Source organism: Rhodococcus sp. P4_B6, assembly GCF_056402215.1.
The window spans coordinates 1-24,151 of record NZ_JBFUHV010000099.1 but is presented as its reverse complement, the minus strand read 5'-3'; the positions used below and the strand labels follow the sequence as shown (position 1 = coordinate 24,151).

At 67.5% G+C, this 24,151-nt stretch carries 17 protein-coding genes and 2 pseudogenes; 9 read left to right on the top strand and 10 right to left on the bottom strand.

Annotated elements, in window-relative coordinates; all coding sequences use genetic code 11:
- Nucleotides 1-1,299, bottom strand: coding sequence for an MFS transporter (locus AC1DWT_RS32975; RefSeq protein WP_477923877.1), 1,299 nt, complete (start codon nucleotides 1,297-1,299; stop codon nucleotides 1-3).
- Nucleotides 1,296-2,647 (bottom strand): annotated as a pseudogene (locus AC1DWT_RS32970) (MBL fold metallo-hydrolase). The gene AC1DWT_RS32975 and the pseudogene AC1DWT_RS32970 overlap by 4 nt, the downstream one beginning before the upstream one ends.
- Nucleotides 2,648-2,736: 89 nt before the next feature.
- Here AC1DWT_RS32970 and AC1DWT_RS32965 point away from each other — a divergent pair.
- Together AC1DWT_RS32965 and AC1DWT_RS32960 are read left to right on the top strand one after the other, a co-directional pair.
- Entirely contained in the window at nucleotides 2,737-3,399 is a 663-nt protein-coding gene (locus AC1DWT_RS32965; protein WP_477923875.1) for an ArsR/SmtB family transcription factor, read from the top strand.
- 79 nt (nucleotides 3,400-3,478) lie between these two features.
- A pseudogene (locus AC1DWT_RS32960) lies at nucleotides 3,479-3,982 on the top strand (MFS transporter); the annotation flags it as partial.
- A 286-nt stretch (nucleotides 3,983-4,268) separates the two neighbouring features.
- Here the strand turns inward: AC1DWT_RS32960 and AC1DWT_RS32955 are convergent.
- The 4 genes from AC1DWT_RS32955 to AC1DWT_RS32940 all read right to left on the bottom strand — a co-directional run bounded on the left by AC1DWT_RS32955 (nucleotide 4,269) and on the right by AC1DWT_RS32940 (nucleotide 9,138).
- Entirely contained in the window at nucleotides 4,269-5,180 is a 912-nt protein-coding gene (locus AC1DWT_RS32955; protein ID WP_477923873.1) for an enoyl-CoA hydratase/isomerase family protein, read from the bottom strand.
- 113 nt (nucleotides 5,181-5,293) lie between these two features.
- A complete protein-coding gene (locus tag AC1DWT_RS32950) occupies nucleotides 5,294-6,487 on the bottom strand; it encodes an acetyl-CoA C-acyltransferase (RefSeq protein WP_477923871.1) in 1,194 nt (397 codons plus the stop codon).
- 69 nt (nucleotides 6,488-6,556) lie between these two features.
- A complete protein-coding gene (locus AC1DWT_RS32945; protein WP_477923869.1) occupies nucleotides 6,557-7,861 on the bottom strand; it encodes an MFS transporter in 1,305 nt (434 codons plus the stop codon).
- Nucleotides 7,862-7,968: 107 nt separating this feature from the next.
- Entirely contained in the window at nucleotides 7,969-9,138 is a 1,170-nt protein-coding gene (locus AC1DWT_RS32940; RefSeq protein ID WP_477923867.1) for an acyl-CoA dehydrogenase family protein, read from the bottom strand.
- 273 nt (nucleotides 9,139-9,411) lie between these two features.
- On the opposite strand from AC1DWT_RS32940, the gene AC1DWT_RS32935 reads away from it, so the two are divergent.
- Nucleotides 9,412-10,296, top strand: coding sequence for a LysR family transcriptional regulator (locus tag AC1DWT_RS32935; RefSeq protein ID WP_477923865.1), 885 nt, complete (start codon nucleotides 9,412-9,414; stop codon nucleotides 10,294-10,296).
- Here AC1DWT_RS32935 and AC1DWT_RS32930 read toward each other — a convergent pair.
- On the bottom strand, nucleotides 10,291-11,175 hold the full coding sequence (locus tag AC1DWT_RS32930) for a LysR family transcriptional regulator (RefSeq protein WP_477923863.1): 885 nt from the start codon (nucleotides 11,173-11,175) through the stop codon (nucleotides 10,291-10,293). The genes AC1DWT_RS32935 and AC1DWT_RS32930 overlap by 6 nt on opposite strands.
- Before the next feature lie 235 nt (nucleotides 11,176-11,410).
- Between AC1DWT_RS32930 and AC1DWT_RS32925 the strand changes: the two genes are divergently transcribed.
- The 3 genes from AC1DWT_RS32925 to AC1DWT_RS32915 all read left to right on the top strand — a co-directional run bounded on the left by AC1DWT_RS32925 (nucleotide 11,411) and on the right by AC1DWT_RS32915 (nucleotide 15,355).
- Nucleotides 11,411-12,412: an NAD(P)H-dependent flavin oxidoreductase gene (locus AC1DWT_RS32925; RefSeq protein WP_477923887.1), complete on the top strand. Its 1,002-nt coding sequence runs from the start codon at nucleotides 11,411-11,413 to the stop codon at nucleotides 12,410-12,412.
- Nucleotides 12,413-12,478: 66 nt separating this feature from the next.
- Nucleotides 12,479-13,231, top strand: a complete 753-nt coding sequence (locus AC1DWT_RS32920) for an enoyl-CoA hydratase/isomerase family protein (protein ID WP_477923861.1) — start codon at nucleotides 12,479-12,481, stop codon at nucleotides 13,229-13,231.
- A 51-nt stretch (nucleotides 13,232-13,282) separates the two neighbouring features.
- The gene (locus tag AC1DWT_RS32915) at nucleotides 13,283-15,355 is read left to right on the top strand and encodes a 3-hydroxyacyl-CoA dehydrogenase NAD-binding domain-containing protein (RefSeq protein WP_477923859.1); all 2,073 of its coding nucleotides are present in this window, start codon (nucleotides 13,283-13,285) and stop codon (nucleotides 15,353-15,355) included.
- Between the two features lie 177 nt (nucleotides 15,356-15,532).
- On the opposite strand, the gene AC1DWT_RS32910 is transcribed toward AC1DWT_RS32915, so the two are convergent.
- The 3 genes from AC1DWT_RS32910 to AC1DWT_RS32900 all read right to left on the bottom strand — a co-directional run bounded on the left by AC1DWT_RS32910 (nucleotide 15,533) and on the right by AC1DWT_RS32900 (nucleotide 18,217).
- On the bottom strand, nucleotides 15,533-15,673 hold the full coding sequence (locus AC1DWT_RS32910) for a hypothetical protein (RefSeq protein WP_477923858.1): 141 nt from the start codon (nucleotides 15,671-15,673) through the stop codon (nucleotides 15,533-15,535).
- 621 nt (nucleotides 15,674-16,294) lie between these two features.
- Nucleotides 16,295-16,678 (bottom strand): hypothetical protein, encoded by a 384-nt coding sequence (locus AC1DWT_RS32905; protein WP_477923856.1) that lies wholly within the window; start codon nucleotides 16,676-16,678, stop codon nucleotides 16,295-16,297.
- A gap of 261 nt (nucleotides 16,679-16,939) precedes the next feature.
- Nucleotides 16,940-18,217, bottom strand: a complete 1,278-nt coding sequence (locus AC1DWT_RS32900) for a DUF7373 family lipoprotein (protein WP_477923855.1) — start codon at nucleotides 18,215-18,217, stop codon at nucleotides 16,940-16,942.
- Between the two features lie 244 nt (nucleotides 18,218-18,461).
- Between AC1DWT_RS32900 and AC1DWT_RS32895 the strand changes: the two genes are divergently transcribed.
- From AC1DWT_RS32895 to AC1DWT_RS32885, 3 genes are all read left to right on the top strand, one after another.
- Nucleotides 18,462-20,354, top strand: coding sequence for a dynamin family protein (locus tag AC1DWT_RS32895; RefSeq protein WP_477923853.1), 1,893 nt, complete (start codon nucleotides 18,462-18,464; stop codon nucleotides 20,352-20,354).
- Nucleotides 20,351-21,778 (top strand): GTPase, encoded by a 1,428-nt coding sequence (locus tag AC1DWT_RS32890; RefSeq protein WP_477923851.1) that lies wholly within the window; start codon nucleotides 20,351-20,353, stop codon nucleotides 21,776-21,778. Before AC1DWT_RS32895 ends, AC1DWT_RS32890 begins: the two co-directional genes overlap by 4 nt.
- 238 nt (nucleotides 21,779-22,016) lie before the next feature.
- Nucleotides 22,017-23,909 carry an Hsp70 family protein gene (locus tag AC1DWT_RS32885; RefSeq protein WP_477923849.1) on the top strand — a complete coding sequence of 631 codons (1,893 nt, stop codon included), beginning with the start codon at nucleotides 22,017-22,019 and terminating at the stop codon, nucleotides 23,907-23,909.
- The last annotated feature ends 242 nt before the right edge of the window (nucleotides 23,910-24,151 follow it).

The following is a 24,151-nucleotide window of genomic DNA, read 5'->3' as shown; positions in this document are numbered from 1 at the left end:
TCACCCCTTTGGCGCACGCTCGGTGCTCACGCGGATGGGTTTGGGGTGGGTTTCGTACATGCGGGCCGCGACGGCCAGGGCGGAGGCGGCGCTGACGGCGGCGGCCACCCAGACGGCGGCGTGCATGCCCATCAGGTCGGCGACGATGCCGCCGGCGATCGCGCCGACGGCGTAGCCGCTGTCGCGCCAGACCCGGTAGATCCCGACGGCGCGGCCACGCCAGGCCGGGTGGGCGACGTCGCCGATCACGGCGAGCAGGGTGGGGTAGACCATGGCGGTGCCGGCTCCGAGCAGCACCGTGCCGCCTGCCCACCCGAGAAAACCGTGGGAGGCGGCGATCAGCGCCAACGCTGCCGCTTGCAGGGTCATGCCGGCGGTGATCAGGTGCTTGCGGCCGATACGGTCCGACAGGGCGCCGGTGACCAATTGTCCGGCGCCCCACACTCCGGGATAGAGGGCGAACAGCAACCCGATTTGCCCGGCGCTGAGGTCGGCGGTGGCGAACAGCAGCGGGAACAGGCCCCAGGAGAGGCCGAAGTTGAGGTTGTTGACCAGCCCGGCCTGGCTCGCCGAGGACATGGCGGGTTCGGTGAAACTGGTTGCCACGGCGATCTGCCGGTCGGTCAGGTCCGCGTGCAGGTGATCGTGCGCACCGTCCGCGCGGGGGATGTGCTGGGCGGCCTCGAGGCGCGCGTGGTCGCGGGTCTCGCGGATGAATACCCCGGACAGCAGCAGCGCGAGGGCGGTGTAGGCGAGTCCGAGCAGGAACGGGGCCGGTCGCAGCCCGTACTGCTCGGCCAGGTAGCCGGCCATCAGCGAACTGACGGCGACGGCGCCGTAGCCGGCGGCCTCGTTCAGGCCCATCGCCAGGCCGCGGCGGCGGGGGCCGACCAGGTCGATCTTCATCACCACGGTCGTGGACCAGGTCAGCCCCTGGTTGATGCCGAGGAGCACGTTGGCGGCGACGACCCACCACCAGTTGGGGGCTGCGATGAGCATCAACGGGACGGGAATGGCGAACAGCCAGCCCACCAGCAGTACCGGCTTGCGGCCGAAGCGGTCCGACCACGTTCCGGCGAAGTAGTTGGCGGCGGCCTTGGTGATCCCGAACGCTGCCACGTAGGTGAAGATGAATGTGTAACCGGTGAGGGCGAATTCGTTCGCTGCGAGCAGCGGCAGCACGGTCTGCTGCTGGCCGACCATGCCACCGACGAGGGCGTTGACGGCGACGAGCAGGCTGAACTGGGCGAGGTTGGCGCCCAGGCCGAGTCGGATCGGCCGGGGCGCGGTGGTGCTCATGTGCCGGTCTCGAGGGTGCGGCCGGTGGCGGTGGCCCAGTCGTCGGGGCCGCCGCTCAGGACGGTCAGGTGCCGGTGGCCGGCGCGTTCGAGCAGGCTCGCGGCGCCCATCGCGCGTTCACCGTGCCCGCACATCACCACGGTCGGCTCGCGGGGCAGGTCGTCGACCTGATCGGCGAGGGCCCCGAGTTCGATGTGGACGGCGCCGGGCAGGTATTCGGGGCGTTGACGGATGTCGAGGACCCGAACGTCATTGTCGACCGCGTCGGGGCCGGTCACGGCGGTGGTGGTCACCTCGAGTTCGGCGGCGGTCCAGGCGGCGAGGCCGCCGTCGAGTTCGCCGATCAGGTTGTCGTACCCGATTTTCAAGCTCTGCCAGACGATCTCGTCCACGTCCTGGTCTTGGTCGCGGACGATGATCAGGGGCCGGTCGGCCGGGGCGAGCCAGCCCAGCCAGCTGGCGAACACCGGCCGCAGCGGTATCGACAGCGCACCGGGGATGTGGGCGGCGGCGAAGCGGGCCAGCGGGCGCACGTCGATCAGGGCGGCGCCCTCGCCCAATTGGGCGCGGACGGTGTCGACGGTCAGCGAAGGTAGCACCGGATCGTGGTCGAGGAGTGGGGGACCGGCCCGGTTGATCTCGCCGAGACGGCGGAAGTACGGCGGATAGCTGCCCAGCGACCCCAGCAGTTGGTCGACGAACGCGTCCTCGTCCCGGGCGCCGAGCAAGGGGTTGGTGGCGCGCTCGCGGGCGATGGTGCTGGTGCGGTCCGCGCCGGCGGGGCCGAGCAGAACGAACCGGCGCCGTGCGTCGGCCAGACCGCGACGTCGCCGGGCAATGCAACGAGGCGCTGCAGCGAGGCGTATTGCTCGCGAGCCAGGTCTTCGGTGCGATCAGGGCCGAGCAGGTCGGTGCGGGCGGCCGAACCCACGATCAGAGATCCGCCGGTGAACACCCCCACCTCCGTGTCGCCGTCGAGCAGCAGGAAGCACAAATGTTCGTGGGTGTGCCCGGGCGTCATCAGCGCCCGCAACCGCAGCCCGCCCAGGTCCACCTCGTCGCCGTCGCGCAGCCCGGTGTGGGGGAACTCCCGGTCCCCGGCGGCCGAGGCCAGCACCCGCGTCCCGCCGGTGGCGCCGAGTTGGCGGGCGCCGGAGAGGAAGTCGGCGTGCAGGTGGGTGTCGGCGGCGAACGCGACGGTCAACCCGCGGCGGGCGGCCGCGGCATGCACCGCCCGCAGGTCCCGGCTGACGTCGACCACCAACGCCCGCCCGTCGCCCAGGTCCACCAGATATGCGGAGTTGCCGAGCCCCTCGTCGACGAGCGGCACCAGATCGATCCCGGCCATGGCCTTCTCCCTGCCTCGACTCTGAGGGCATCCCGGGCGGAACACCCGATCTATGTTCTACACTATTCCAAAGATGATTGGAGAATGCCATGGGTGATCGGATCGCGAAGACGGAACTGTTCGACCAGTTCGCCCGGGTCGGCAAGGCGCTGGGCAGCGGCAAGCGGCTCGAACTGCTCGATCTGCTCGCCCAGGGCGAGCGCACCGTCGACGCCCTCGCCCGCGCCTGCGAGCTGGGACTGACGACCGCGTCCGCGCATCTGCAGACCCTCAAACAGGCCAATCTGGTCGCCACCCGCCGCGAGGGCACCAAGGTGTTCTACCGGCTCGCCGGTGCGGACGTGGCGCAGCTGTTCGCGCTGGTCCGTACGGTCGCCAACGACCACCTGCCCGATGTCGAGGCCGCCGCCGCCGCGTATCTCGGCCCGGCCGACACCGAATACGTGAGCCGGGACCAGCTGCTCGAGCGGGCCCGGTCGGGGAAGGTGACGGTGCTCGATGTGCGTCCCCGCGAGGAATACCAGGCCGGGCACATCCCCGGGGCGGTGTCGATTCCGTTGGACGAGTTGGCCGATCACCTGGCCGACCTGCCTGCGGATCAGGAGATCGTTGCCTACTGCCGCGGCGCCTACTGCGTGCTCGCGCACGACGCGGTCCGGCTGCTGACCGACCACGGCCGCCGCGCAGCGCGGCTGGCCGACGGAATGCTCGAGTGGCGACTGGCGGCTCTGCCGGTCGACTCCCTGACCTGACCAGCACCCCGGGTCACCGAAATTCCTTGTCCCGGCCGCGTTTGTGCGGTCCCACCCCCCGAAACCTCCGAGGTGATCGATGAGTTCGCAGCAGATCCCGCAGCAGCGCCGCACACTGGCGGTCCTGGTCGGCGCCCAGGTGCTCAGCGGCGCCGGGCTTGCCGCCGGCATCACGGTGGGGGCGCTGTTGGCGCAGGAGATGCTCGAGACCACCAGCCTCGCCGGGCTGCCCAGCGCCATGTTCACCATCGGCTCCGCCGCGGCCGCGGTCACTGTCGGTCGGATCTCGCAACGCCTCGGCCGTAGGACGGGCCTGGCCCTCGGGTACGCGGCCGGCGCCCTCGGCAGCCTCGGCGTGGTGGCGGCCGCGGTCGTCGACAACATCGCCCTGCTGTTCCTCGCCCTGTTCGTCTACGGCGCGGGCACCGCGACCAACCTGCAGGCCCGGTACGCCGGAGCGGATCTGGCGAGCGCGCACCACCGCGGGCGGGCGGTGAGCACGGTGCTGGTGGCCACCACCGTCGGTGCGGTGGTGGGCCCGAATCTGGTGACCGTGATGGGGGATCTGGCCACCCGGTGGGGCAACCGGTAGTTCGAAAACCCTCTCTTGCAGTGGGTTTGGCGCAACTGTGCGGTTTGCGTCTACGGGTTGTGCGCCGTAATTCTGATCCGATTGCCTGCGGGGTCGGTGATTGTCGCTGTCCCGTCGATGATCGTTTCCGGGATGATGTCGTGGTGCTCAAGGTCGGCGAGGACACCGTCCATGCCGTCTACGGCGAGCGCCACAATGGAGCTGCCGGCGCCGTACGGATCGAGTACCAGACGGGAAAGCGGAACAAACAGAGCACTGTTCGGACCGCCTCGCACGTTCAACGCGGAAAGCCGGTGCGAGCCACCGCCCCCGGTTGCACGTCCCGCAGCCGTCCGCTGAGCGGAGCCTTCGAATAGGGGATCCACCCTCCAGTGAAGAGGGGTGTCGTTTTCGTGAGGAACGCTTCACGTGCGGCCGGCGCGTCGGCGGTCGCGAAGTTGATGATCTGCGCCCGCCCTTCCGCCTCGAGCGCCGAACGGAACGAACTGGCGCTACCGGAATTCATCAGTGCCTTGGTTTGGGCCAGCGCTACCGGAGGTCCTGCGGTAAGACGTTGCGCGATGTCGTCGACATGAGAGTCGAGTTCCTCGGGCGGTACGACCCAGGTCGCCAACCCGAGCTGGGCAGCTTCCTCTGCGTCGATGAGCTCGGGAAGCATGGTCAATCGCTTGGCTTGCTGCAGACCGACGAGACGGGGCAGCAGCCAGGTGCCACCGAAGTCCGGAGACAGACCCCGGTGAACGAAGATTTGGCCGAAGCGTGCGCTGGTGGATGCCACCACGAAGTCGCAGCACAACGCGATATTCCAGCCGGCCCCGACCGCGACCCCCTCGACACGTGCGATGACCGGAATGGGCAGTTCCATGAGGGCGGAAGCGGCACGATTCAGGCGCCGGAGACTCGTTGTCGGGTGCTCATCTCTCTTGCCGCCCAGATCGGTGCCGGAACAGAAGTCTTCCCCAGCGCCGGTAATGATCAGCACTCGTGCATCGGGATCGGACGCGACGGCTTCGAGCGCATCGCCCAGGGCGGCCCATCCCGCGGCATCCAAAGCATTCTTCACGCGGGGCCGGTTGAGAGTGAGCGTGATGATCCCACCGTTGCGGGCTACCTCGATCCGGTCGTCGGGGACCGTCCCGCTCGATCCGACTGGAGCGGATGGGAAAGCGGCGGCCGGTTGCTCGGTCATCGAATAACTCCTCCTTCTTCCCTCACGGAAGATCTGTTCCAGGGGTAGCTCGTGTGGAGTGCCCGACATCGATCAGGCACTCCACACGGTCGGCTTTCCGCTGGTCGGGTGCGCTAGTAGCAGATCTCGAACAGGCCGGCGGCGCCCATTCCGCCGCCGACGCACATGGTCACGACGGCGTATCGTGCTTTACGTCGACGTCCTTCGAGCAGTACGTGACCGGCGAGACGGGAACCGGTCATTCCGAAGGGGTGGCCCACCGAGATGGCGCCACCGTTGACGTTGAGTCGCTCGGACGGTATGCCGAGTCGGCGCTGACAGTAGATCGCTTGTGATGCGAACGCTTCGTTGAGTTCCCACAGGTCGATGTCGTCGACGGTGAGCCCGTGCCGGGCAAGTAGTTTCGGAACTGCGTACACCGGACCGATGCCCATCTCGTCGGGCTCGCAACCGGCGATCGCCATACCCCGGAAGATGCCGAGCGGCTGCACACCGAGCTGCTCGGCGTCCTTGACCTCGACCATGACGCACGCGGACGCACCATCGGAGAGTTGGGAGGAGTTCCCGGCGGTGACGAACTGACCGGCCCCTCGGACAGGGGCGAGGGTTGCCAGTCGCGCGACGGCCGTGTCCGGGCGGTTACAGGTGTCGGCGGTGACGGTGACCTCTTCTCGCGTGACGTTGTTCGTCTCTTTGTCGGTGACGGTCATGACGGTGGTGCAGGGGACGATTTCGTCGTCGAAGCGTTGCGCTTTCTGTGCCGCGGCGGTGCGGCGTTGACTTTCGGCGGCGAACTCGTCTTGGTCCTCGCGGGTGATCCCGTACCGTTGTGCGACGATGTCGGCGGTTTCCAGCATCGTCATGTACATCGCGGGCTTGTGCTCGGCGATCCACGGATCGAGCTCGGGGTGGTCGAGGGGGAGCTGGCTACGGCTGGGGCCGGTCGAGATGTTCTCGACGCCGCCGGCAATCATGGCGGGGGCGCCGTCGACCACGATGCGTCCCGCCGCGATCGCGATCGCCTGGAGTCCGGACGAGCAGAAGCGGTTGACGGTTGCGCCACCGACGCTGGTGGGCAAACCGGATCGGATCGCAGTCTGCCGGGCGATGTTACGTCCCTGGGTGCCCTCGGGGTACGCGCATCCGAGGATGAGGTCCTCGACCAGGTCGGGATCGATGCCGGAGCGGCGGACTGCCTCCTGCACTGCGAATGAGGCGAGGGTGGGGCCGGCGGTGTTGTTGAACTCGCCACGATGAGACTTCGTCAGTGGTGTCCGAGCAGTCGAGACGATGGCTGCTTCACGCATGGAATCTCCTGTCAAGAATGTTGGTTAGCAACGGAATCCGCGGGTGACGCGGATCCCGGTGCCCTGTGCTCACTGGTCGGCGGGTGCCCGGTCGCGGACCGGGTTGACGGCGAGTAAAGCGATAGCTGCGCCGAACACCGCGACGACGCCGATCGCCTGGAATGCGGTGGCATAGCCGTCGGCAGGGTGTGCGGCGCCGTCGATGATCAGTCCGGAGACGTAAGGTGCGACGAGCGGGCCGAACGAGGTCAGGGCCAGGAAGATTCCGAGGCCACCGGCGACCTGGTGCCGGGGAAAGATCAGTGACATGACGGCATTGAGCTGGGGGAGGATGCCCATGCCCAGGCCGTAGCCGATCGAGATGAGTACCACGACCAGGACGGCGGAGCCGATGTAGGGCACAGCGATGAGTGAGAGGCCGCAGATGACGAGTCCGATGGCGGGGATCACCGCCCGCATCAGCCGCACATTCGCTCCGCGACTGACCGCGCGATCGGTCAGCGCGGAGACGGACAGCAGGCAGACGAACGCCGCGATGCTGGGAACTGCCAGCAGGGAGCCGGCGGTGACCCGGCTGTAGCCCAGCCCCACTTCGAGGTATGACGGCAGCCAGGTGATCACCATCGCCGCAATGGCATACATCGCGGTGGCGGCGAAGAACCCGCCGATGAAGGTGGGGGTCAACATCGCCCGCCGCAGGGACGCCCGGTTCGCCGCCCGGGTGACCGGATCTGTCCTGGTGGCGCCCTTCGTGCGGTGTTCGGCGCCGTACGGGCCGGGACGCCAGAGCGCCATCCAGATGGGAACCCAGATCAGGGCCGCGATCGCCAACGTGATGAAGGCGGCGCGCCAGCCGAACGTGGAGGTGACGACCGCGAGGATCGGGGCGAAGGCAATTTTGGCGATCGACCCGCCGGAGGTGATGGCCGCCGCGGGTAGTCCCCGCTTCTCTTCGGGGAACCAAGAGAAGGCTGCGGTGTTCGCCAGCGCCGAGTTGGGTCCCTCACCGAGACCGAGCAGGCACCGACTGGCGATCAGCACTGCGAAGCTCGCGGCAAACACCATCGGCAACATCGAGGCGGCCCATACCACCGCCATGACTACCAATGCCCACCGCAGCCCCATCCAGCGGTTCAGGGGCCCGGCCAGAAATCCGCCGAGACTGAACGTCAAGTAGAACAGGCTGCCTGCCAGTCCGATCTGCGCAGCGGTGAAGCCGAATTCGTCCTTCAGTGGCTGCGCCACGATGCCGAGAACTGCTTTGTCGGCCCAATTGAGCATGTACAGCGCGACAAGCATGAGGGTCATCGTCCATGCTTGCTTGTGTGAGCCGTTGCCCGTGGTGTTCGGGCTGAGGCTTCTGGTGGTGGTCATGGCGGGCATCCTTTGTCCGTGAACGGGGGCGGTAAGCGGTGGGGCGCTCGGCCCGGGTTATCAGTCCTTCAGCATCGCTTGGTGGTCCGTGGGGCGCCGATTCGGCGTCAGGCCAGTTCGGCGCCAAGTTTGGTGTAGCCCCGGAGCAGGTCTCGCGAGATGATCAGTCGCTGAATCTCGTCGGATCCCTCGAGGATTCGGAAAACACGGACCGACCGGTACCAGCGCTCGAGCGGGAGTTCTCGGGTGTACCCCATGCCGCCGTGGATCTGCAGGACGCGGTCGATGACGCGGTTGACCATGCCGGCGCCGTACAGCTTGGCGATCGAGGAGGCGTGGCGGGGGTTGCGTTGCTGGTCGATGATCCACGCGGCGCGCAGCACCAGCAAACGTGCCGCTTCGAGTTCGACCTCGGAATCGGCGATCATCCATTGGATGGCCTGGTTGGTGCCGATCTTGCGGCCGAATGTCTCGCGGGTGTTGGCGTGGTCGATGGCCATCTGGAGAGCACGTTCGGCGGTGCCGACGGCCTGGGATGGGATCGTGTATCGGCCACGGCCGATCCACTCCATCGCGAGATCGAAGCCCTGTCCGACCTCGCCGAGTACGTTGCGGTGGGGGACGCGGACGTTGTCGAAGATGAGCGAGGCGGGCCCGCCCTCTCCCATGGTCGCGATGAATTCGGACTTCCATCCCATGTCTCGGTCGACGAGGAAGGCTGTCGAGCCGTGTCGGGCGCCCTTCTCACGATCGGTGACCGCGATGACGATGGCGAAGTCCGCTTCGTTTCCGTTGGTGATGAACGTCTTTTCGCCGTTGATGACCCAGTGGTCGTCGACTTTGCTGGCGGAGGTCCTGATGTTGGCGGCGTCCGAGCCGGCACCAGGTTCGGTGATTGCGAAGCACGAGATGCGCTCACCTTCGATAGATGGGAAGAGATATTCCTTCGCCTGTTCCTCGTTGGTGTGGCGCAACAGGATGTCGGCATCGCCGCCGAAGCGGAATGGGATGAAGGTCTTCCCGATCTCGGTCCAGATGAGTGACTGGGTGACCGCCGGGAGGTTCATGCCGCCGTATTCCTCGGGGGAGGCGATACCCCAGAATCCGAACTTCTTGGCTTTGAGCTGTAATTCGCGCAGTTCGCTCGGCTCGAGGCCGATGCGGTGCTGGCGCTCACGCAGTAGCACCTCCTGCTCGAGGGGGCGGACCTCCTTGTCGATGAAGGCGCGAGTGGTGTCCCGGATTGCTTTCTGCTCGTCGGTCAACGAGAAGTCCATGGGTGCTCTCCTGCTAGGGCGGTAGACGGCGAAATCAACCGGCGACTTCGAGAGAGGCCGGTTCCACGGGCGTTGCCGAGCGACGGTGCCCTGATCAGGCCGGTGATCTGAATCGCACGTTCGGCAAGGCCGCTCTGGTTCCAAGCAACCATGGCCGCGCCACCCGGAACAGGACCAGGCAGTGATACAACTGAGAGTCAGTGCCTATACCGGCTGGTCATCTTTCTACGTTGGTTGAGGGCCGGGGTGGAAGCCGGGTGGAAGGCGGATCTTGTGGAGCGGTACCAGTTCGAGTACTTCCTTGCAGTGGTCGACCAGGGAGGGATCAACGCGGCGGCTACCGCTCTCAACCTCGCGCAGCCGACGATCTCCCAGGCAATCCGGTTGACCGAACGGGAGCTCGGCGTGCAACTGTTCCACCGGATCGGCCGAGGGATGGTGCTGTCCTCGGCCGGCCATGCACTCATCGGTCCGGCACGTCGGGTGATGCGGGACCTCATCGTGGCTGGGAGTGCGCTGTCCGACGATATCGGTCGGGCCCGCGGCCGACTCGATCTGGCGGTGGCATCAACGATGTCCGCCGGCACCCTGGCGGAGATCGTGGCAGCGGTTCGACGTGAGGCGCCCGGCGTGGTGTTCCGGATCAGCGAGCTTCGAGACGAGGCGTCCGCGCCGGTACTCATCCGCGAGGGCCACTGCGAGATCGCGATCTGTCACTTGCCTGTTGCGGTCGGAACAGGATTGGTCGAGCTCGAGTTCGGCGAGCAGGAGTGGTGGCTGACCTTCCCACCGGGGATGGGCGTTCCGGGTGAGGACCCGCTCAGGCTGGCCGACGTGCCCGATATCCCGTTCGTGGTGGTGCCGAAGGGGACTCCTCGAGCACGTGAGATCGAGAGCGAGGTACGCCGGGCAGGGCGCGAACTGCGCGTATCGGCGGTATTGGAGCACCGCGAAGCGCGGCTCAGCTACGTGCTCGCCGGATTGGGCGCCGCGTTCCTCGACCGACCGTTGGCGGAGGATGCGCAGCGGCGGGGGGCGACTGTGCGATCGATCGAACCGCGGGTGAGCAGCCCGGTCGGCCTCGTCTACGACACGGACCGGCTATCTGCCGCCGGACGTGTCTTCGTCGAGACAGTTCGCGGCAGAAAGTTTTCATGACGTTGACGATTCGAGGAACGCCTCCGCGGCCGGAGACAACGGACCCCGCCGGAACACCCATCCGATCGGCCGGGTGATCGGTGGGGAGAAGGATCTGACTACCACGCCTTCGAGTTCGGTCTCGGCGAATCGGCGGGGGAGCACGGTCGCGCCCACTCCGGCGCGCACCAGTTCCCAGAGAGCCTGTCGGTGCGCGCACTCCACCACGACGTTTCGAAGCGTGTCGGCCAGGGTGGAGTCGATGAAGGCCCGGCCGAACGTGGTCGACAGTTCCACCACCACCGGCAGGTCGGCGGCCGCGGGCATCGGCACGGGGTCGGGAACGGTCGCGGCGAGCTCCGGCGGAAGAACCAGGGCGATTTCCTGCTCCTGGACGAACCTGGTCTGCAGCGCCGGCGTGTGTTCACTCAGTTCCGTCAAACCGAGCTCGGTCCGTCCCTCCCGAACGGACTCGACGACATCGGCGAAGTTATCCGCATCGTCGACATCGAGCACCACGTCCGGAAACTGCGCGTGGAAACGGCTCAGCAACCCCGCAAGGGGGTCGATCGCCAGACTCGACAGTGCTGCCAGTTTGAGTCGTCCGCCGGCCACGTCGCGCACCGCCGCCACCTGCTCGACGGCGAGTTGCACGTCAGAGAGGATCTGCCGGGCAGGTGCGAGGAACAATGTTCCGTCGGTGGTGAGAGTCAGTCCCCGCCCTGACCGTTCGAAGAGCGTGACCCCGAGTTTGCGTTCGAGGGTCCGGATCGCCTGTGACAGCGACGGCTGTGCGACATACAAACTCTGCGCCGCGTGGGTCACTGTCCCGTGGTCGGCCACCGCCACGAAGTACTCGATCAACCGCAGGTCCACTTCACTCAGGCTCAGCTCAGTCACCCGACACCGCCGGGGCGATGGGAATTGCGGAGACAGCCGCTGTCCGAGGGGAGCTCATAGGGCACACCCTATGCCGCGGCCGACGCGCGGAACAGCGGGTATAGGAAATGGCGATGAAGCCGTGCACTGCTAGATCTTTGTGGTCATCTCAGGCTGGGTGATGGACTCGGATGTCCCCGCACCGGCTGGCGACGTCCAACGGTGTTGTCGCACCTGGTGCCCCTCATGGGGTCACCTGAGAGAGAGACGAATGATGCTGCGTACTCGATTCACCGAAGCCTTCGGGATCCAGTATCCGATTGCCCAGGGTGGCATGCAGTGGGTTGCTCGTGCCGAGCTCGTCGCTGCGGTCGCCAATGCCGGCGCGCTCGGGTTCCTGTCTGCGCTGACCCAGCCGACACCGGAAGCCCTCGTGAAGGAGATCGAGCGGTGCCGGGATATGACCGACAAACCCTTCGGGGTCAATCTGACCATGTTGCCGGCGATCAATCCGCCGCCCTATGCGGAATATCGCCAGGCGATCATCGAGTCCGGTGTCCCGGTCGTGGAGACCGCGGGCCGAGACCCGTCGCCGCACCTGCCGGCTTTCCAACAGGGAGGGGTCAAGGTCGTGCACAAGTGCACTAGTGTGCGGCACGCGATCAAGGCGCAGGCGAGCGGTGTCGACGGTGTCAGCATCGATGGATTCGAGTGTGCCGGTCACCCCGGCGAGGACGACATCCCGGGGCTTGTGCTGATCGCGCAGGCCGCACGGTCTATTACGGTGCCGATGCTGGCGTCCGGTGGTTTCGCCACCGGCCAAGGACTGGTGGCCGCGCTGGCGTTGGGGGCCGACGGCATCTCGATGGGGACCCGTTTCATGTGCACCGTCGAGTCGCCGATCCACCGCAACATCAAGGACCGGATCGTGGCCGCCACCGAGCGGGACACCGAATTGATCTTCCGACCTCTGCGCAACACCTCTCGGGTAACCAGCAATCACGTCAGCCGGGAGGTCGTAGAAACCCTCGCCGCGGGCGGAACGTTCGAGGACGTGCGTGAACTGGTTGCCGGTGCCCGCGGTCGTGAAGTCTATGAATTCGGTGACCCTGAGCGCGGTATCTGGACGGTCGGCATGGTGCAGGGCCTCATCGACGACATTCCCTCCGTCGCCGATCTGGTGCAGCGCATCGTGGGGGACGCCGAGCGCACCATTGCGGACCGTCTCGCAGGCCTGACGGTCACACCCGGGATATAGGTCGAAAACCTGTCCCCGAGTTATCTTTTCGCTTAACCCATCCTTCTGAAAGAAAGTGAGCATCTTATGGGGCTACCCCTGATCCGCGACGAGGACGGAATCCGGTGGATCACCCTCGACCGGCCGGAGATCCGGAATGCACTGCAGGTGGAAGACCTGGACGTGATCGCGGACGGCGTCCAGTCGGCAGGTCCGGACGTGCGGGCCATCATCCTCACCGGCACAGGTGACCGGGCCTTCTCGGCTGGGATGCATGTCAAAACGTTCGCCGATGCCACACCGCAGAGTGCCCGCGACAGCATCTCCCGGGTACGCGACTGCGTCGGGGCGATTCGGCTGTCCCCGGTGCCCACCGTGGCAATGGTCAACGGCTACTGCATCGGTGCGGCCTTCGAAATGGCCCTCGCGTGTGATCTGCGCGTGGCGCATCCCGATGTGCAGTTCGGGTTGCCCGAGGTCAAGCTCGGTATTCCGTCCGTGGTCGACGCTGCACTGCTGCACCAGTACGTGGGCCTGTCCAAGGCCAAGGAGATCATCCTGACCGGCGACATGTATTCGCTGACCGACTTCGCCCACACCGGAATGGCGAACCGCATCGTGGACATCAGTGATCTGCGCGAGACCGCGCTGGCGCTCGCGCAGCAGCTCGGTTCGTACACCCCACAGGTGATGGCCGCGCAGAAGGGACTGTTCGAGACGTGGCTGAACAACAGCCTCCAGGAGGGCATCGACGCCAGCGTCGACGTCTTCGCCGACCTGTTTGCCCACCCCGAGACCGTCCGAGCGATCGCGCAATACCAGCCCGCTCCACGACGCTGAACCGGTAGGTGACGAGCACCGCCTCGTTGCCCCAACCACGAAGGAATACCCATGCCTGTGACTTCTCGTGTCGACGGCAACGTCGCCGTCGTCACTATCGATCATCCACCCGTCAACGGCCTCGGACACCTGATCCGCACCGAATTGCTGCGTGAAGTACGGCACGCACTGGCCTCGGACGCCATCCGGTCCGTGGTGGTGACCGGACGAGCAGGCTGCTTCTCCGCCGGAGCCGACATCACCGAATTCGGAACCCCCCGTTCGACGGCCGCACCCACGCTGGCCGAGATCATCGGCGAAATAGACGCGTCCCCGAAACCGATCGTCGCCGCCATCGACGGCACGTGTTTCGGCGGTGGCCTCGAGTTGGCTCTGGCGATGCACTATCGGGTCGCCACACCGCGGAGCACCCTCGCCCTACCGGAGGTGAATCTCGGATTCGTCCCCGGTTCCGGAGGCACACAACGGCTTCCACGCGCCATCGGCATGACCGCAGCCGCCGACCTCATCACGACCGGAAAGTCGAAGACAGCAGCAGAGCTCGCCGACATCCCCGGGCAGCGACTGCTCGAGGGTGTGTACGACGGTGACATCGTCGTACACGCCGTGCAGATCGCAGCCCGGATCGCCGACACTCGCCCCCTACCCCGCCTGCGCGATCTCACCCCCGCCGACCAGATCGGTGACAACCAGCTCACCGAGATGCGCGCGACCCTACGAGCCAAGCACCGAGGCCTCGAGGCCCCGATCGCCGCGCTGGACCTTGTTACCCGTTCGGCAACCACACCGTTCGACGACGCCATCGCCGAAGAGCGCGCCACATTCCTGCGACTGGTCGAAGGCACACAGTCAGCCGGTCTCCGTCACGTCTTCTTCGCCGAGCGCCAAGCACGCAAGATCCCCGACTTGCCCGCGGACACGATCACCCGCCCGATCGAGACGGTTGTCGTGATCGGTGCCGGCACCATGGGCTGCGGCATCGCCGTGAACTTCCTCGACGCCGGCTTGCCCGTCACCCTGATCGACACCACCAGGGATGCACTCGAACGCGGTCGCCGGACCATCGCCGCGATCTTCGACTCCCGAGTACGTAAGGGAGCACTGAGCTCGAGCGAGAAGGACACGCGACTGCTCCGCTTGCGCACTAGCATTGACCTGCACGACGGCGCGAACGCCGATCTCGTCGTCGAGGCCGTCTTCGAGAGCTGGGATGTCAAACGAAGCGTGTTCTCCCGCCTCGATGCCGTGATGAAACCGGGGGCGATTCTCGCGACCAACACCTCCACCCTCGACGTGGACGAACTCGCGGACGTTACCGAACGCCCCGAGGACGTCGTCGGGTTGCACTTCTTCAGCCCCGCCCACGTCATGAAGCTCGTTGAGGTGGTCCGCGGCGCCCGAACCGCACCCGACGTGCTCGCGACCGCGATGAGCACCGCCTACCGCCTGGGCAAGACCGCTGTCGTGTCCGGGGTCTGCGACGGCTTCATCGGCAACCGGATGCTACAGAGCTACCGCGACGCGGCCGGTCGACTCCTCCGGTCGGGCCTGTCTCCGCAGGACATCGACAACGCGATCGAATCCTTCGGGTTCGCCATGGGCCCCTACCGGGTGGGCGACCTCGCCGGCAACGACGTCGGCTGGGCTGTGCGCAAACGCCGATACGCCGAGAACCCCGACATGCCGCACGACACCATCTCCGACACCCTCTGCGAGATGGGACGTTTCGGCCAGAAAACCGGCGCCGGCTGGTACGACTACCCGAACGGAGGGCGAAACCCGGTACCGAGCCCCGTCGTGAAGGAGATGCTCTCGCGTTTCCGCCCCCGCATCGCCGAAGACGAACGTCCCAGCGATCGGCAGATCGCCGAACGCCTGGTGTTCGCCCTGGTCGACGAGGGCGCCCGCATCCTCGACGAAGGCATCGCCCAGCGATCGTCCGACATCGACGTGGTCTACGTCTCCGGCTACGGCTTCCCCCGGCACCTGGGAGGCCCCATGTACTACGCCGACCAGGTCGGTCTCGACCGGGTGCTCGCGGAGTTGATCGCCGACAATCCCGACGGCTGGCAGCCGGCGCCGCTGCTGGTCCGCCTGGCGAAAGAAGGCGGCACGTTCGGCTGACCACCGCGGCGAACTCAGACGAAGGGAGGGGCCACCCGAACGGGGTGGCCCCTCCCTTTGCCGTGTTCGGCCCAGAATGCATCGGGTCGGACCCTAAATCGCACAACGACATCGGCCGCTGCAAACCCTCGCCGGGTCGCAGCGGCCGATGAACCTCAGTGCAGACGGGTGGCCCGACTACCCGCTGGCGTTGGACTGGGCCGCGTCGAGGCGAGCCCGCAGTTCGTTCTTGAGTGTCTTGCCCGCGGCGCTGGTGGGCAGGGCGTCGACGACAATGATCTCCCGCACCCGCTGATACGGCAGGACCTGCGCCGCCACATCGGCCAGAAGTTGGTCGGGCTAACCGTCCGGGATCGCAGTACAAGGATGGTCGCGGAGGAAAAACGCGGTAGAGCTGCAGGGGGAGAGGTGGCGGACCGGGTAGTGCGCATCGATATCGCATCCCTTCCGAGCACCGTCGCACGTCGTCCAACTTGGCATTGTCGAAAGTACGTCCATCGTTTTGACGATTCGGCAAGAAGGTCCGCCAACGCATGGACGCACATTTTCCTGCCCGCTCGCGCGCACGAAGGCAGGCACGTACCTTCGCGGCAGGACTACGCTCGCGCACACAGCGATTCGAGGTCAGCACGTGGCGACGTCACACCGGCGACCGAACGCGGCCCGTGCGGGTGATCGCTGGGGTAACCACGAAGGTCCATCCCTGCTTTGTGCTCGACTGCGCCGGCCAGACCCCCGGGCGCGGACGATAATTCCTGCTTCGGGTACGCCAGCACGCGGGGGCGGAGTCAGCCTGCTGGGGGAGTGCCCCGGCAAGAACTCGACTCGTACCGACGCGCCGCAGTGCGCCGATCTCAACCCCGGGCCTCCGCGAGGGCGATCATCGCTCGGGCGATGGACATGCCCGTCCTCGGGGAATCCCGATGGCGGGCTGTCACATCAGACCGATGCCTGGCGCCACCACTCGGTGGCACTGGACTCGATTTCGAGTGCGCGGGTGGGCCAGTCGGGGTCGGCGATCAGCGAATGGATTGTTCGTGCCATGTCCGGTGCGTTGCCGTCGATGTCGAGTCTGGTGAGGAGTCGGGCGATTCGAGACGGTGTGGCCGGCCACTTACCGCCGGTTGTTTCGACGAGCGCCGCAACCAGGGTGGCGCACTCATGATCGCTCAGCGGTGGCGGTGTGCGTGTCATGCCGCGCAGTCCGCGGCTGCCGTCGGTGAGCCATCGGTCGCTGGCTTCGTGCTGGATCCGGTTCCAGTACAACGGGCCACGACTGCTGAGAAATGAGCGCACCGTCAGACGGTAGCAGGGGATGTTCATGGATCGGTCCTGGTAGACGGGCGGGTGACGGCCACTGCGTGGGGCAGCGGGGTGGGACACCATTCCCGGAGCGTACGGGCTTGCGCGGGGTCCGACCGTGGTCGGTGGGCGTCCCTCGAAGGGCGATCGATGTCGGGAGATCTGCGCCGGTTGTTCTCGACGTCGTTCCCCGACACCCGGACCGTGTGGCTGTGGCCGTGCCGCGGGKTGGCGAGGCCACAGCCACACGGCGCTGTGGTGTGAGTTGTGTCCGGGTTGGGGTTATTCGGCGTTCTGGTCGGCGTGTTCGAGGATCAGGTACTGCGCGGAGATCTGCTGATCGACGTCCTTCTTGTTGTCGGTGCCGCTGGCTTCGCCGACRTARCGSCCGTTGGCGACCATGCAGTAGTCCTGGGTGCCGTTGACGGTGTCCTTGGTGGCGCATTTSGCGTCGGGYAGRCCCKGCGGGGTGGGGGCTGCGGTGAASCCTTCGGCGAGWAGGTCGTTGTAGAACTCGGTGAGGATCGTCTCGGCGCCGGCATCGTCTKTGGCCCGGTAGACGGTGGTCTTGTAGACGGCGTTGTGGTCGGATCCGGCGGCGGTGAGGACATTGTAGGTCAGCGGCGGGTTGGTGGAGCGGTGCGCCATGCCGCGGGGCCCGTAGGCGGCCATGTCGTCGCCGAGTTGGGCTTGGGCGTCKTCTTCGGGGAKSGCGTAKATCAGGACCTTGTCCTGGTCGATCATCGGCAGCTCCGCGGACTGGCCGCCGTTCTGCGCGCGGGTCGGGGTGGCCGGGAACTGGTCGATCAGCGGTTCTTGCAGTTGGAGGGACTTCGCGACGGCCTTGGCGGTCCAGTCCTTGTCGGCGGCGGGGGCTTTTGCCCAGGTGTAGAGCAGGTAGTCGCCGTGCGGGGTGAACGCGTTGACCGAGATCTCGGGTCCGGCATTGAAGTTCGTCTGTCCGGTCGAGACCAGGGTGTTGGGCAGGATGTCGATGGTTTCGGCGGTCTCGAGGCCGGTGCCGTCGTCGACGGTGAGCAGGTTCTGGTGGATGTCGCGGGCGGTGGCGGCGGCGTCGTCGGGGTTGTTGAACCGCATCACGGCCTGGACGACGGACCGGGACGGGTCGGTGGTTTTCGTGGTGGGGGTGGTCGCGGTCGAGACGTAGCCGTAGAGCATCTGGTGGTTGTGGGCGATGTCCCCGGCGGCGTCGCTGAGGACGACACCGAGGTTCTTGCCGCTGCGCATCACCATCGTGGGCATCTTCACCGACGTCAGTTCCGGGTCGATTTCGAAGGGGACGACGGTGAACTCGGCGAGCCGCTGCCCGTCGACGTCGAGGATGGTGTCCTGGGTGGCCCGCCCGAACTCGGGGGCCGGGCTGGTCGGGTAGCTGCCGGTGTCGAGGGCGGCGGGATCGACACTCGCGGTCGCGGCCTGGTCTCCGCCGGATTTGCCGGTGGGTTCGGCGGTGGTGTCGGTGCTGGTGCAGCCGGCCAACAGCACCGCGGCGGCGAGCACGGCCGCCGCCGGCATCCACGTGGTGGTCCTCATCGTCATGTCGGTCCCTTCCCTGTCTCACCCCCGCAGGTGTCGGCGTCGCCGGGCGGGAGCGTGTGGTCTTGGTAGTTGGAGGCCGCGACCGTCAGGAAGGTTCCCACACCGTTTAGGTGGCCTCCGTCACACCCACCGCTGTGGGGGGCGGTCGGCTGGCGGTGCAGGTGCCGGCCCGGCCGCGCTAGGGTTCGACGGCACCCAACACCCCGGGCGCACACAGGTCGACCACCGGAAAGGGGAGAAGGGCGTGGATACCGCAGCCCACACCGGGAAACCGGCCACTGTTGCCTCCCCGGCCGCCGAGACGCCGCCGCGCGAGCGCGCCGAGGTGCTGCTCTCCTCGATCACCGGCAAGATCCTGCGCCCCTTCGGGTACGACGCGATCAGCGATCTCGCCGAACAGCGAGCCCACACCGTGGAGCAGACCCGGTCGGTGGTCGTGGTCGGCGAGGTCAAACGCGGCAAGAGCTCGTTGGTCAATGCGCTGGTGGGCTGGCGCGGCGCCTCCCCGGTGGGGGTGGACGTGACGACGTCCACGACGATCAGCTTCGGGGAGGCGACCGCCGAGCACCCCGGGGGGACGGCGCAGATCCTGTTCCCCGGCCGCACCGAGCAGATCCGACATGACGAGTTGGCGGACTGGGTCTCGTGCGAGGGCGCCCATGTCACCGACAGCCGGGTCGCGGAATTGCCCACCCGGGCGATCGTCCCGGTCGCCGGCAGCCGCCTCGGCGATGTCACCGTGATAGACACCCCCGGAGTCGGCGGGCTGGATCCGTCCTACGCGGTCCTGGCGGAAGCGTCGGCGTCGCAGGCCTGCGTGCTGGTGATCGTGTGCGATGCCACCACCCCGCTGACGGCACCGGAGATGGCGTTCATCGACAAGACCGGGTCCGCGGTGGAATCACTGATCGTGGTGGTCACCAAGACCGACAAGAACATCCGCCGCTGGCGTCCGATCGTCGACGAAAACCGGGCACTGCTGGCGCGGCACCTGGGCCGGGAGGTCCCGGTGCTGGGGGTGTCGAGTCTGCGCGCGGTGATCGCCGCGGACATGGCACCGGGCCCGCAGCGCGACCACGCGGAGGCGCGGTCCGGGATCGCCCCGCTGCGCGAGCTGATCGGTTCGAAACTCGCCATCGCCGAACACCTTCCGGCGATCACCGGGCTGCGGACCGCGGTCGAGGGGCTGCGCACGTTGGCGACGGACATGCACACCCAGATCTCGGCGATCACCCGCAGCGGTGAGGTCATCCCGGATCTGACCGCGCAGCTGACCGAACTGCAGGGCCTCAAGGACCACTCGACGCAGTGGGAGCAATACCTGCAACGGGATCTGACGTTGATCCGCCAGCACGCCACCGACGACCTCGACCGCCGCCTCGACGGCATCCGGCAGAAGTGGACCACCCGGATCAACAAGAACGGGATGGCGGTGTTGCGGCGGAACCCGCAGCATTTCACCGCCGAGATGGAACGCGACTTCCAGGCGGCGATGGCCGGGTCGGTCAACCTGTTCCTCGAGCAGCTCTACACCCAGATCGTGCAACCGAGATTCGCCTCCGAGGTCATCTGGCACGAGATCTCCGAGCAGGTCCTCGCGACGTTGTCGAACCGCACCCTGGAAACCCACCAGGTCGCCGGCAAACGGCAGGGCCTGCTCGACCCGTCGATGATCACCATGGGCGTGATGGGCTCGTCGATGCTCGGCGGCCTGATCGGGGTCTCGGCGATGATGGGCGTCGGGGCGGTCGTCGGAGTCGCCTGGGTCGGATTCAATCTCGGGTTCAAGGCGATGCGCGCCGGGAAGACGAACCTGCTGTCCTGGTTGCGGGAGACGATCGCGACCACGAAGACCACCACCGCGCGGATGCTCGAATCCACCCTGGCGCTTGCCCGCCCGGAAATTGTGATCCGCTACCGCGAACACGTCAAAGCCTCGATCGCAACCCTGCAGGCGCAGATCAAAGACGCCGAGGACGTCGCCCGGGCGGACAAGGCCACCCGGGAGAAGAAACTGACCCGCCTGCAGAACAACCTGCGGGTCGTTGAGAACAACATCACCCGCGCCGAAGCCCTGATCGCCGAACTGTCCACGCACACCACACCCTCCGCCGACCCAGAAGGTGGTCTCCGGTGACCGCCACCCCCACCGCGCCGGCTTTCGATCCGGTGCGCGCCGGCCTGGACCGGGCGTTGCACGCGCTCGCGGGCCTGGCCCCCGACCTGGCCGCGCACGCCAACCGGATCGGTCAGATCCTCTGGTCCCCGCCGCGGATCGTGATCGTCGGCCGACTCAAGGCCGGGAAATCAACCCTGGTCAACGCCCTGATCGGGGCGCCGGTCGCCGAAACCGCCGCCCTCGAGGCCACCAGCATCGTCGCCGTCTACCAGGACGGCGCCCCCTCCCGCGCCGAGGTGGTCCTGCTGGACGGCTCCCGCCGCCCGCTGCACCTGTCCCGCGGGCACACCACCGACCTCGGGGTCGATCCGGAGCAGGTCGCCTACCTGCATCGGTGGCTGCCCTCGGCGGCGATCCGCGATTTCACCCTGGTCGACACCCCCGGCCTGGCCACGCTGACCGCCGAGAACGAGGCCCGCACCCGCCGGGTCCTCATCGACGGGTACGAGCAGACCCGCACCGCCTCCGTCGACGCCGACGCCGCGGTGTTCCTGTTCGACTCCGCCCCCCGCGCCGACGAGATCTCCTTCCTCAAACAACTCGGCTTCACCCCGCTGAACACCCTCGGTGTCCTCTCCCGCGCCGACGGGTTCGGGGAAGGCGCACTGGGGCAGCGCAATCCGCTCGAGCATGCGATCGCCCACGCCCGGGTGCTGGCGGACCGGCTCGCCGACACCGTCATGACGGTGATGCCGATCGCCGGGCTGCTCGCCGAAACYGCCCACACCGGGGCGCTCACCGAGACCGACGCCCGCGCGCTGGCGTCGCTGACCGGATACGGGCCGCTCGAGGTGCTCGACCTCCTCGACACCGACACCCCCACCGTGGTGCCCGCGGCGGTGCGTGATCGGCTCCTCGATCTGCTCGGCGAATACGGCATCGCCGCGGGCCGCGACGTCGCCGCGCACGGGGCCGCCGCCCTGAACGACTGGCTGACCGCGCACTCGGGGATCCCGCAGCTGCGGGGGGTGCTCTCGCAGCATCTGGGCCGGTTCGCCGCCGTGCATCGGGCCAGCCGGATCATCCGCGAACTCGATCAACTCGCGTTCACCCACCCCGCCCGGGACCAGATCCGCGGCGTCGTGGACCAGCTGCGCCGCGACCCCGCCCTGCGCACCGTGGTGCTGTTCGAGCACCTCAAGTCCATGCTCGAGGCCGATCCCCGCTCCCCGGTCACCACCGAACTGCGCCGGCTCCTCGAACACCACACCCCGGCCGGGCAGCTCGGCCTCCCGGGAGGTGCGGGCCCGGACCAGGTGCGGGTGGCGGCGCAGCAGAAGCTGACCTGGGCGCACACCCAGGCGCTGTCGACGCTGACCGCGGCCGAGGACGCCGCCCTGATCGTGCTGCAGCACGCCTACGCCGCCCTCGCCGCCACCTGAGACCCAACCCCAGAGCGGGCCGTGCGATCGGGGTGTGTGCTCATCGGCGGGAACCTTTCGCCCGCGGCGTGCATCCAACCATCACCCGCCGAGAACCCCTTGTGGAAGGACCGACCCGTGATGTTCCACCGAACGCCGCAGCCCCCGCCGCCACGCTGCCGTGACATGATGCCCGGGCGCGACCGCGCCGCACCGGCCGCCGCGCGCATTCCGTGGGGTTCGATCACGAGGGGGATCAATGTCTAGGCCGGACTGGCTGCTGGGGATCGACTTCGGCACCTCCAACACCGCCGCCGCCCACACCGGCGCGGTCAGCGGCGCGGTGGAAGCACTGCAGCTCAGCCACAACCGCACCACCATGTCCTCCGCGGTGTTCGTCGAATCCCCGCACCAGATCGCGGTCGGCGACGTCGCCACCAACCGCGCCGAAACCAACCCCGCCGCCTACCTGCCCTCCCCGAAGCGGGTGATCGGGCAGGGCGTGGTCAACGTCAACGGCTACGTAATCCCCTCGTCGGTGCCGGTCGCCGCGGTCCTCGACTCGGTGATGGCCCGGGCCCGCGCCGCGCACGCCGGGCAGGCCCCCGCCCAGTTGGTGCTCACCCACCCGGAGGCATGGTCCCCCCGCGAGATCCAGGTACTCCTCGACGCCGCCGCCCAACTCGGGCTCGACCCCTCCCAGGTGACCACGGTGTCCGAACCGCGGGCGGCGGCGCACTACTATTCGCGGTCGAACACCCTGCCGCCGGGCGCGAAGATCGCGGTCTTCGACTTCGGCGGCGGCACCCTCGACATCGCGGTGTTGGCCGCCAACGATCACGGCACCTTCGATGTGGTGGCCGCGCGCGGCGACAACGGCCTCGGTGGGAAGAACTTCGACGCCTACATCCGCCGGTGGGTCGACGAGCAACTCGACGCCCGCAACTCCGAACTCGGTGACTACCTGCGGTCGGCGCCGATCGATATCCGGCACGCCCTCGACGATTCGATCCGCCGCGCCAAGGAACTGCTCTCGGAGGCACCGTCGGCGACCATCACCGTCGCCGGCGGCGGGCACACCGAGAAGTTTCAGATCACCCGGGAGGAGTTCGAGGAACTCATCACCCCGGCATTGGAGAAGGCTGTCACCCTCACCCGCGCCACCCTCGCCGACGCCCACGTCACCGACCCCACCGGGCTGCACGCGCTGTATCTGACCGGAGGGTCCTCCCGGATCCCGATCGTGCAGGACCACCTCAAGGCACTCGGGCCGATCGCCACCCTCGACGACCCGAAGACCGTCGTCGCGCAGGGCGCGATCGCGGCCGCCGCCCCGATCGTCCGCGGCCTCGGCACCACCGCCGCCGCAGGCAGTACTGGGTCTCGGTACGCCCACCCCACCCCGCCGACGCCTGCACCCGAACGCCCGGGCGGGCCGGGCGCGACCGCATCCCTCCCGGACCGGCCGACCACGGCCTGGCACCCCACCCCCACCCCCACAGCGGCGGCGGAATCGGGTGCGGGCCGGAAGAAGTGGGCGGTGATCGGCGCCGCGGCCGCCGCCGTGCTGATCGCCGTCGGGGGGATCGGGGCGATCACCCTCACCGGCGACGACCAGAGCGCCGCCGATCCGCCGGCCACCACCGACACCGCCGCGGCCGGGGACACCGCCAACGCGGAACAGGTCGGCGCCTCCGGCACCGGAAACACGCAGGTTCCGACCACGAAAGACGCTGTGCTGGCAGCGCTTCCGGCGTCACTGCGATCAGATCTGGAGGACTGCAAGACCAGCGGCGAAACCGAGAACGGTGGCCTGGAAATGCAATGCACCCTGAAAGAGGGCAACGCGTCGACCGCCGGCATCTCCGACCAGGATTACCAGTCGATCATTCTCAGCGTCGACGCCGCCGAGGCGAAGAAACGGGTCCTCGGGATCCGGCAGGGCTTCCAGAACGACACCACCTCGACCGACAACGAGATCGTGGAGAACATCCCGCGGACCGCGGCCGCCCACATCGACGGTCCGGGCTACGCCGGCACCTACTCGATCTGGTACGCCAACGGCTCGACCGGGGTGATGGCCAGCTTCAGCGACGTTCAGGGCCTCGACGGCGCGAAGACGTTCCTCTCCCGCGCCGGCCTGATCAACTGATATGGACGCAGATTTGTCAAGAGGGCAGCAGGAGGCGGACGTCCAGGACCGTCGTCGAGGGACGTCCGCCTCGGGTGGCCCCGGATGAATCTGTTGGTTGGTGGCGAGCGTGTCGGTTGTCGACGCGTTGTCGAAGTCTGATATGCGCGGGTTGGCTACCGCAAAGACAGTTGTTCGGCTGGAGTGGATCGCTGGTCTAACCTCGAGCGTGATCCCAACGTGCAGTTGAGGATTGCTCATAG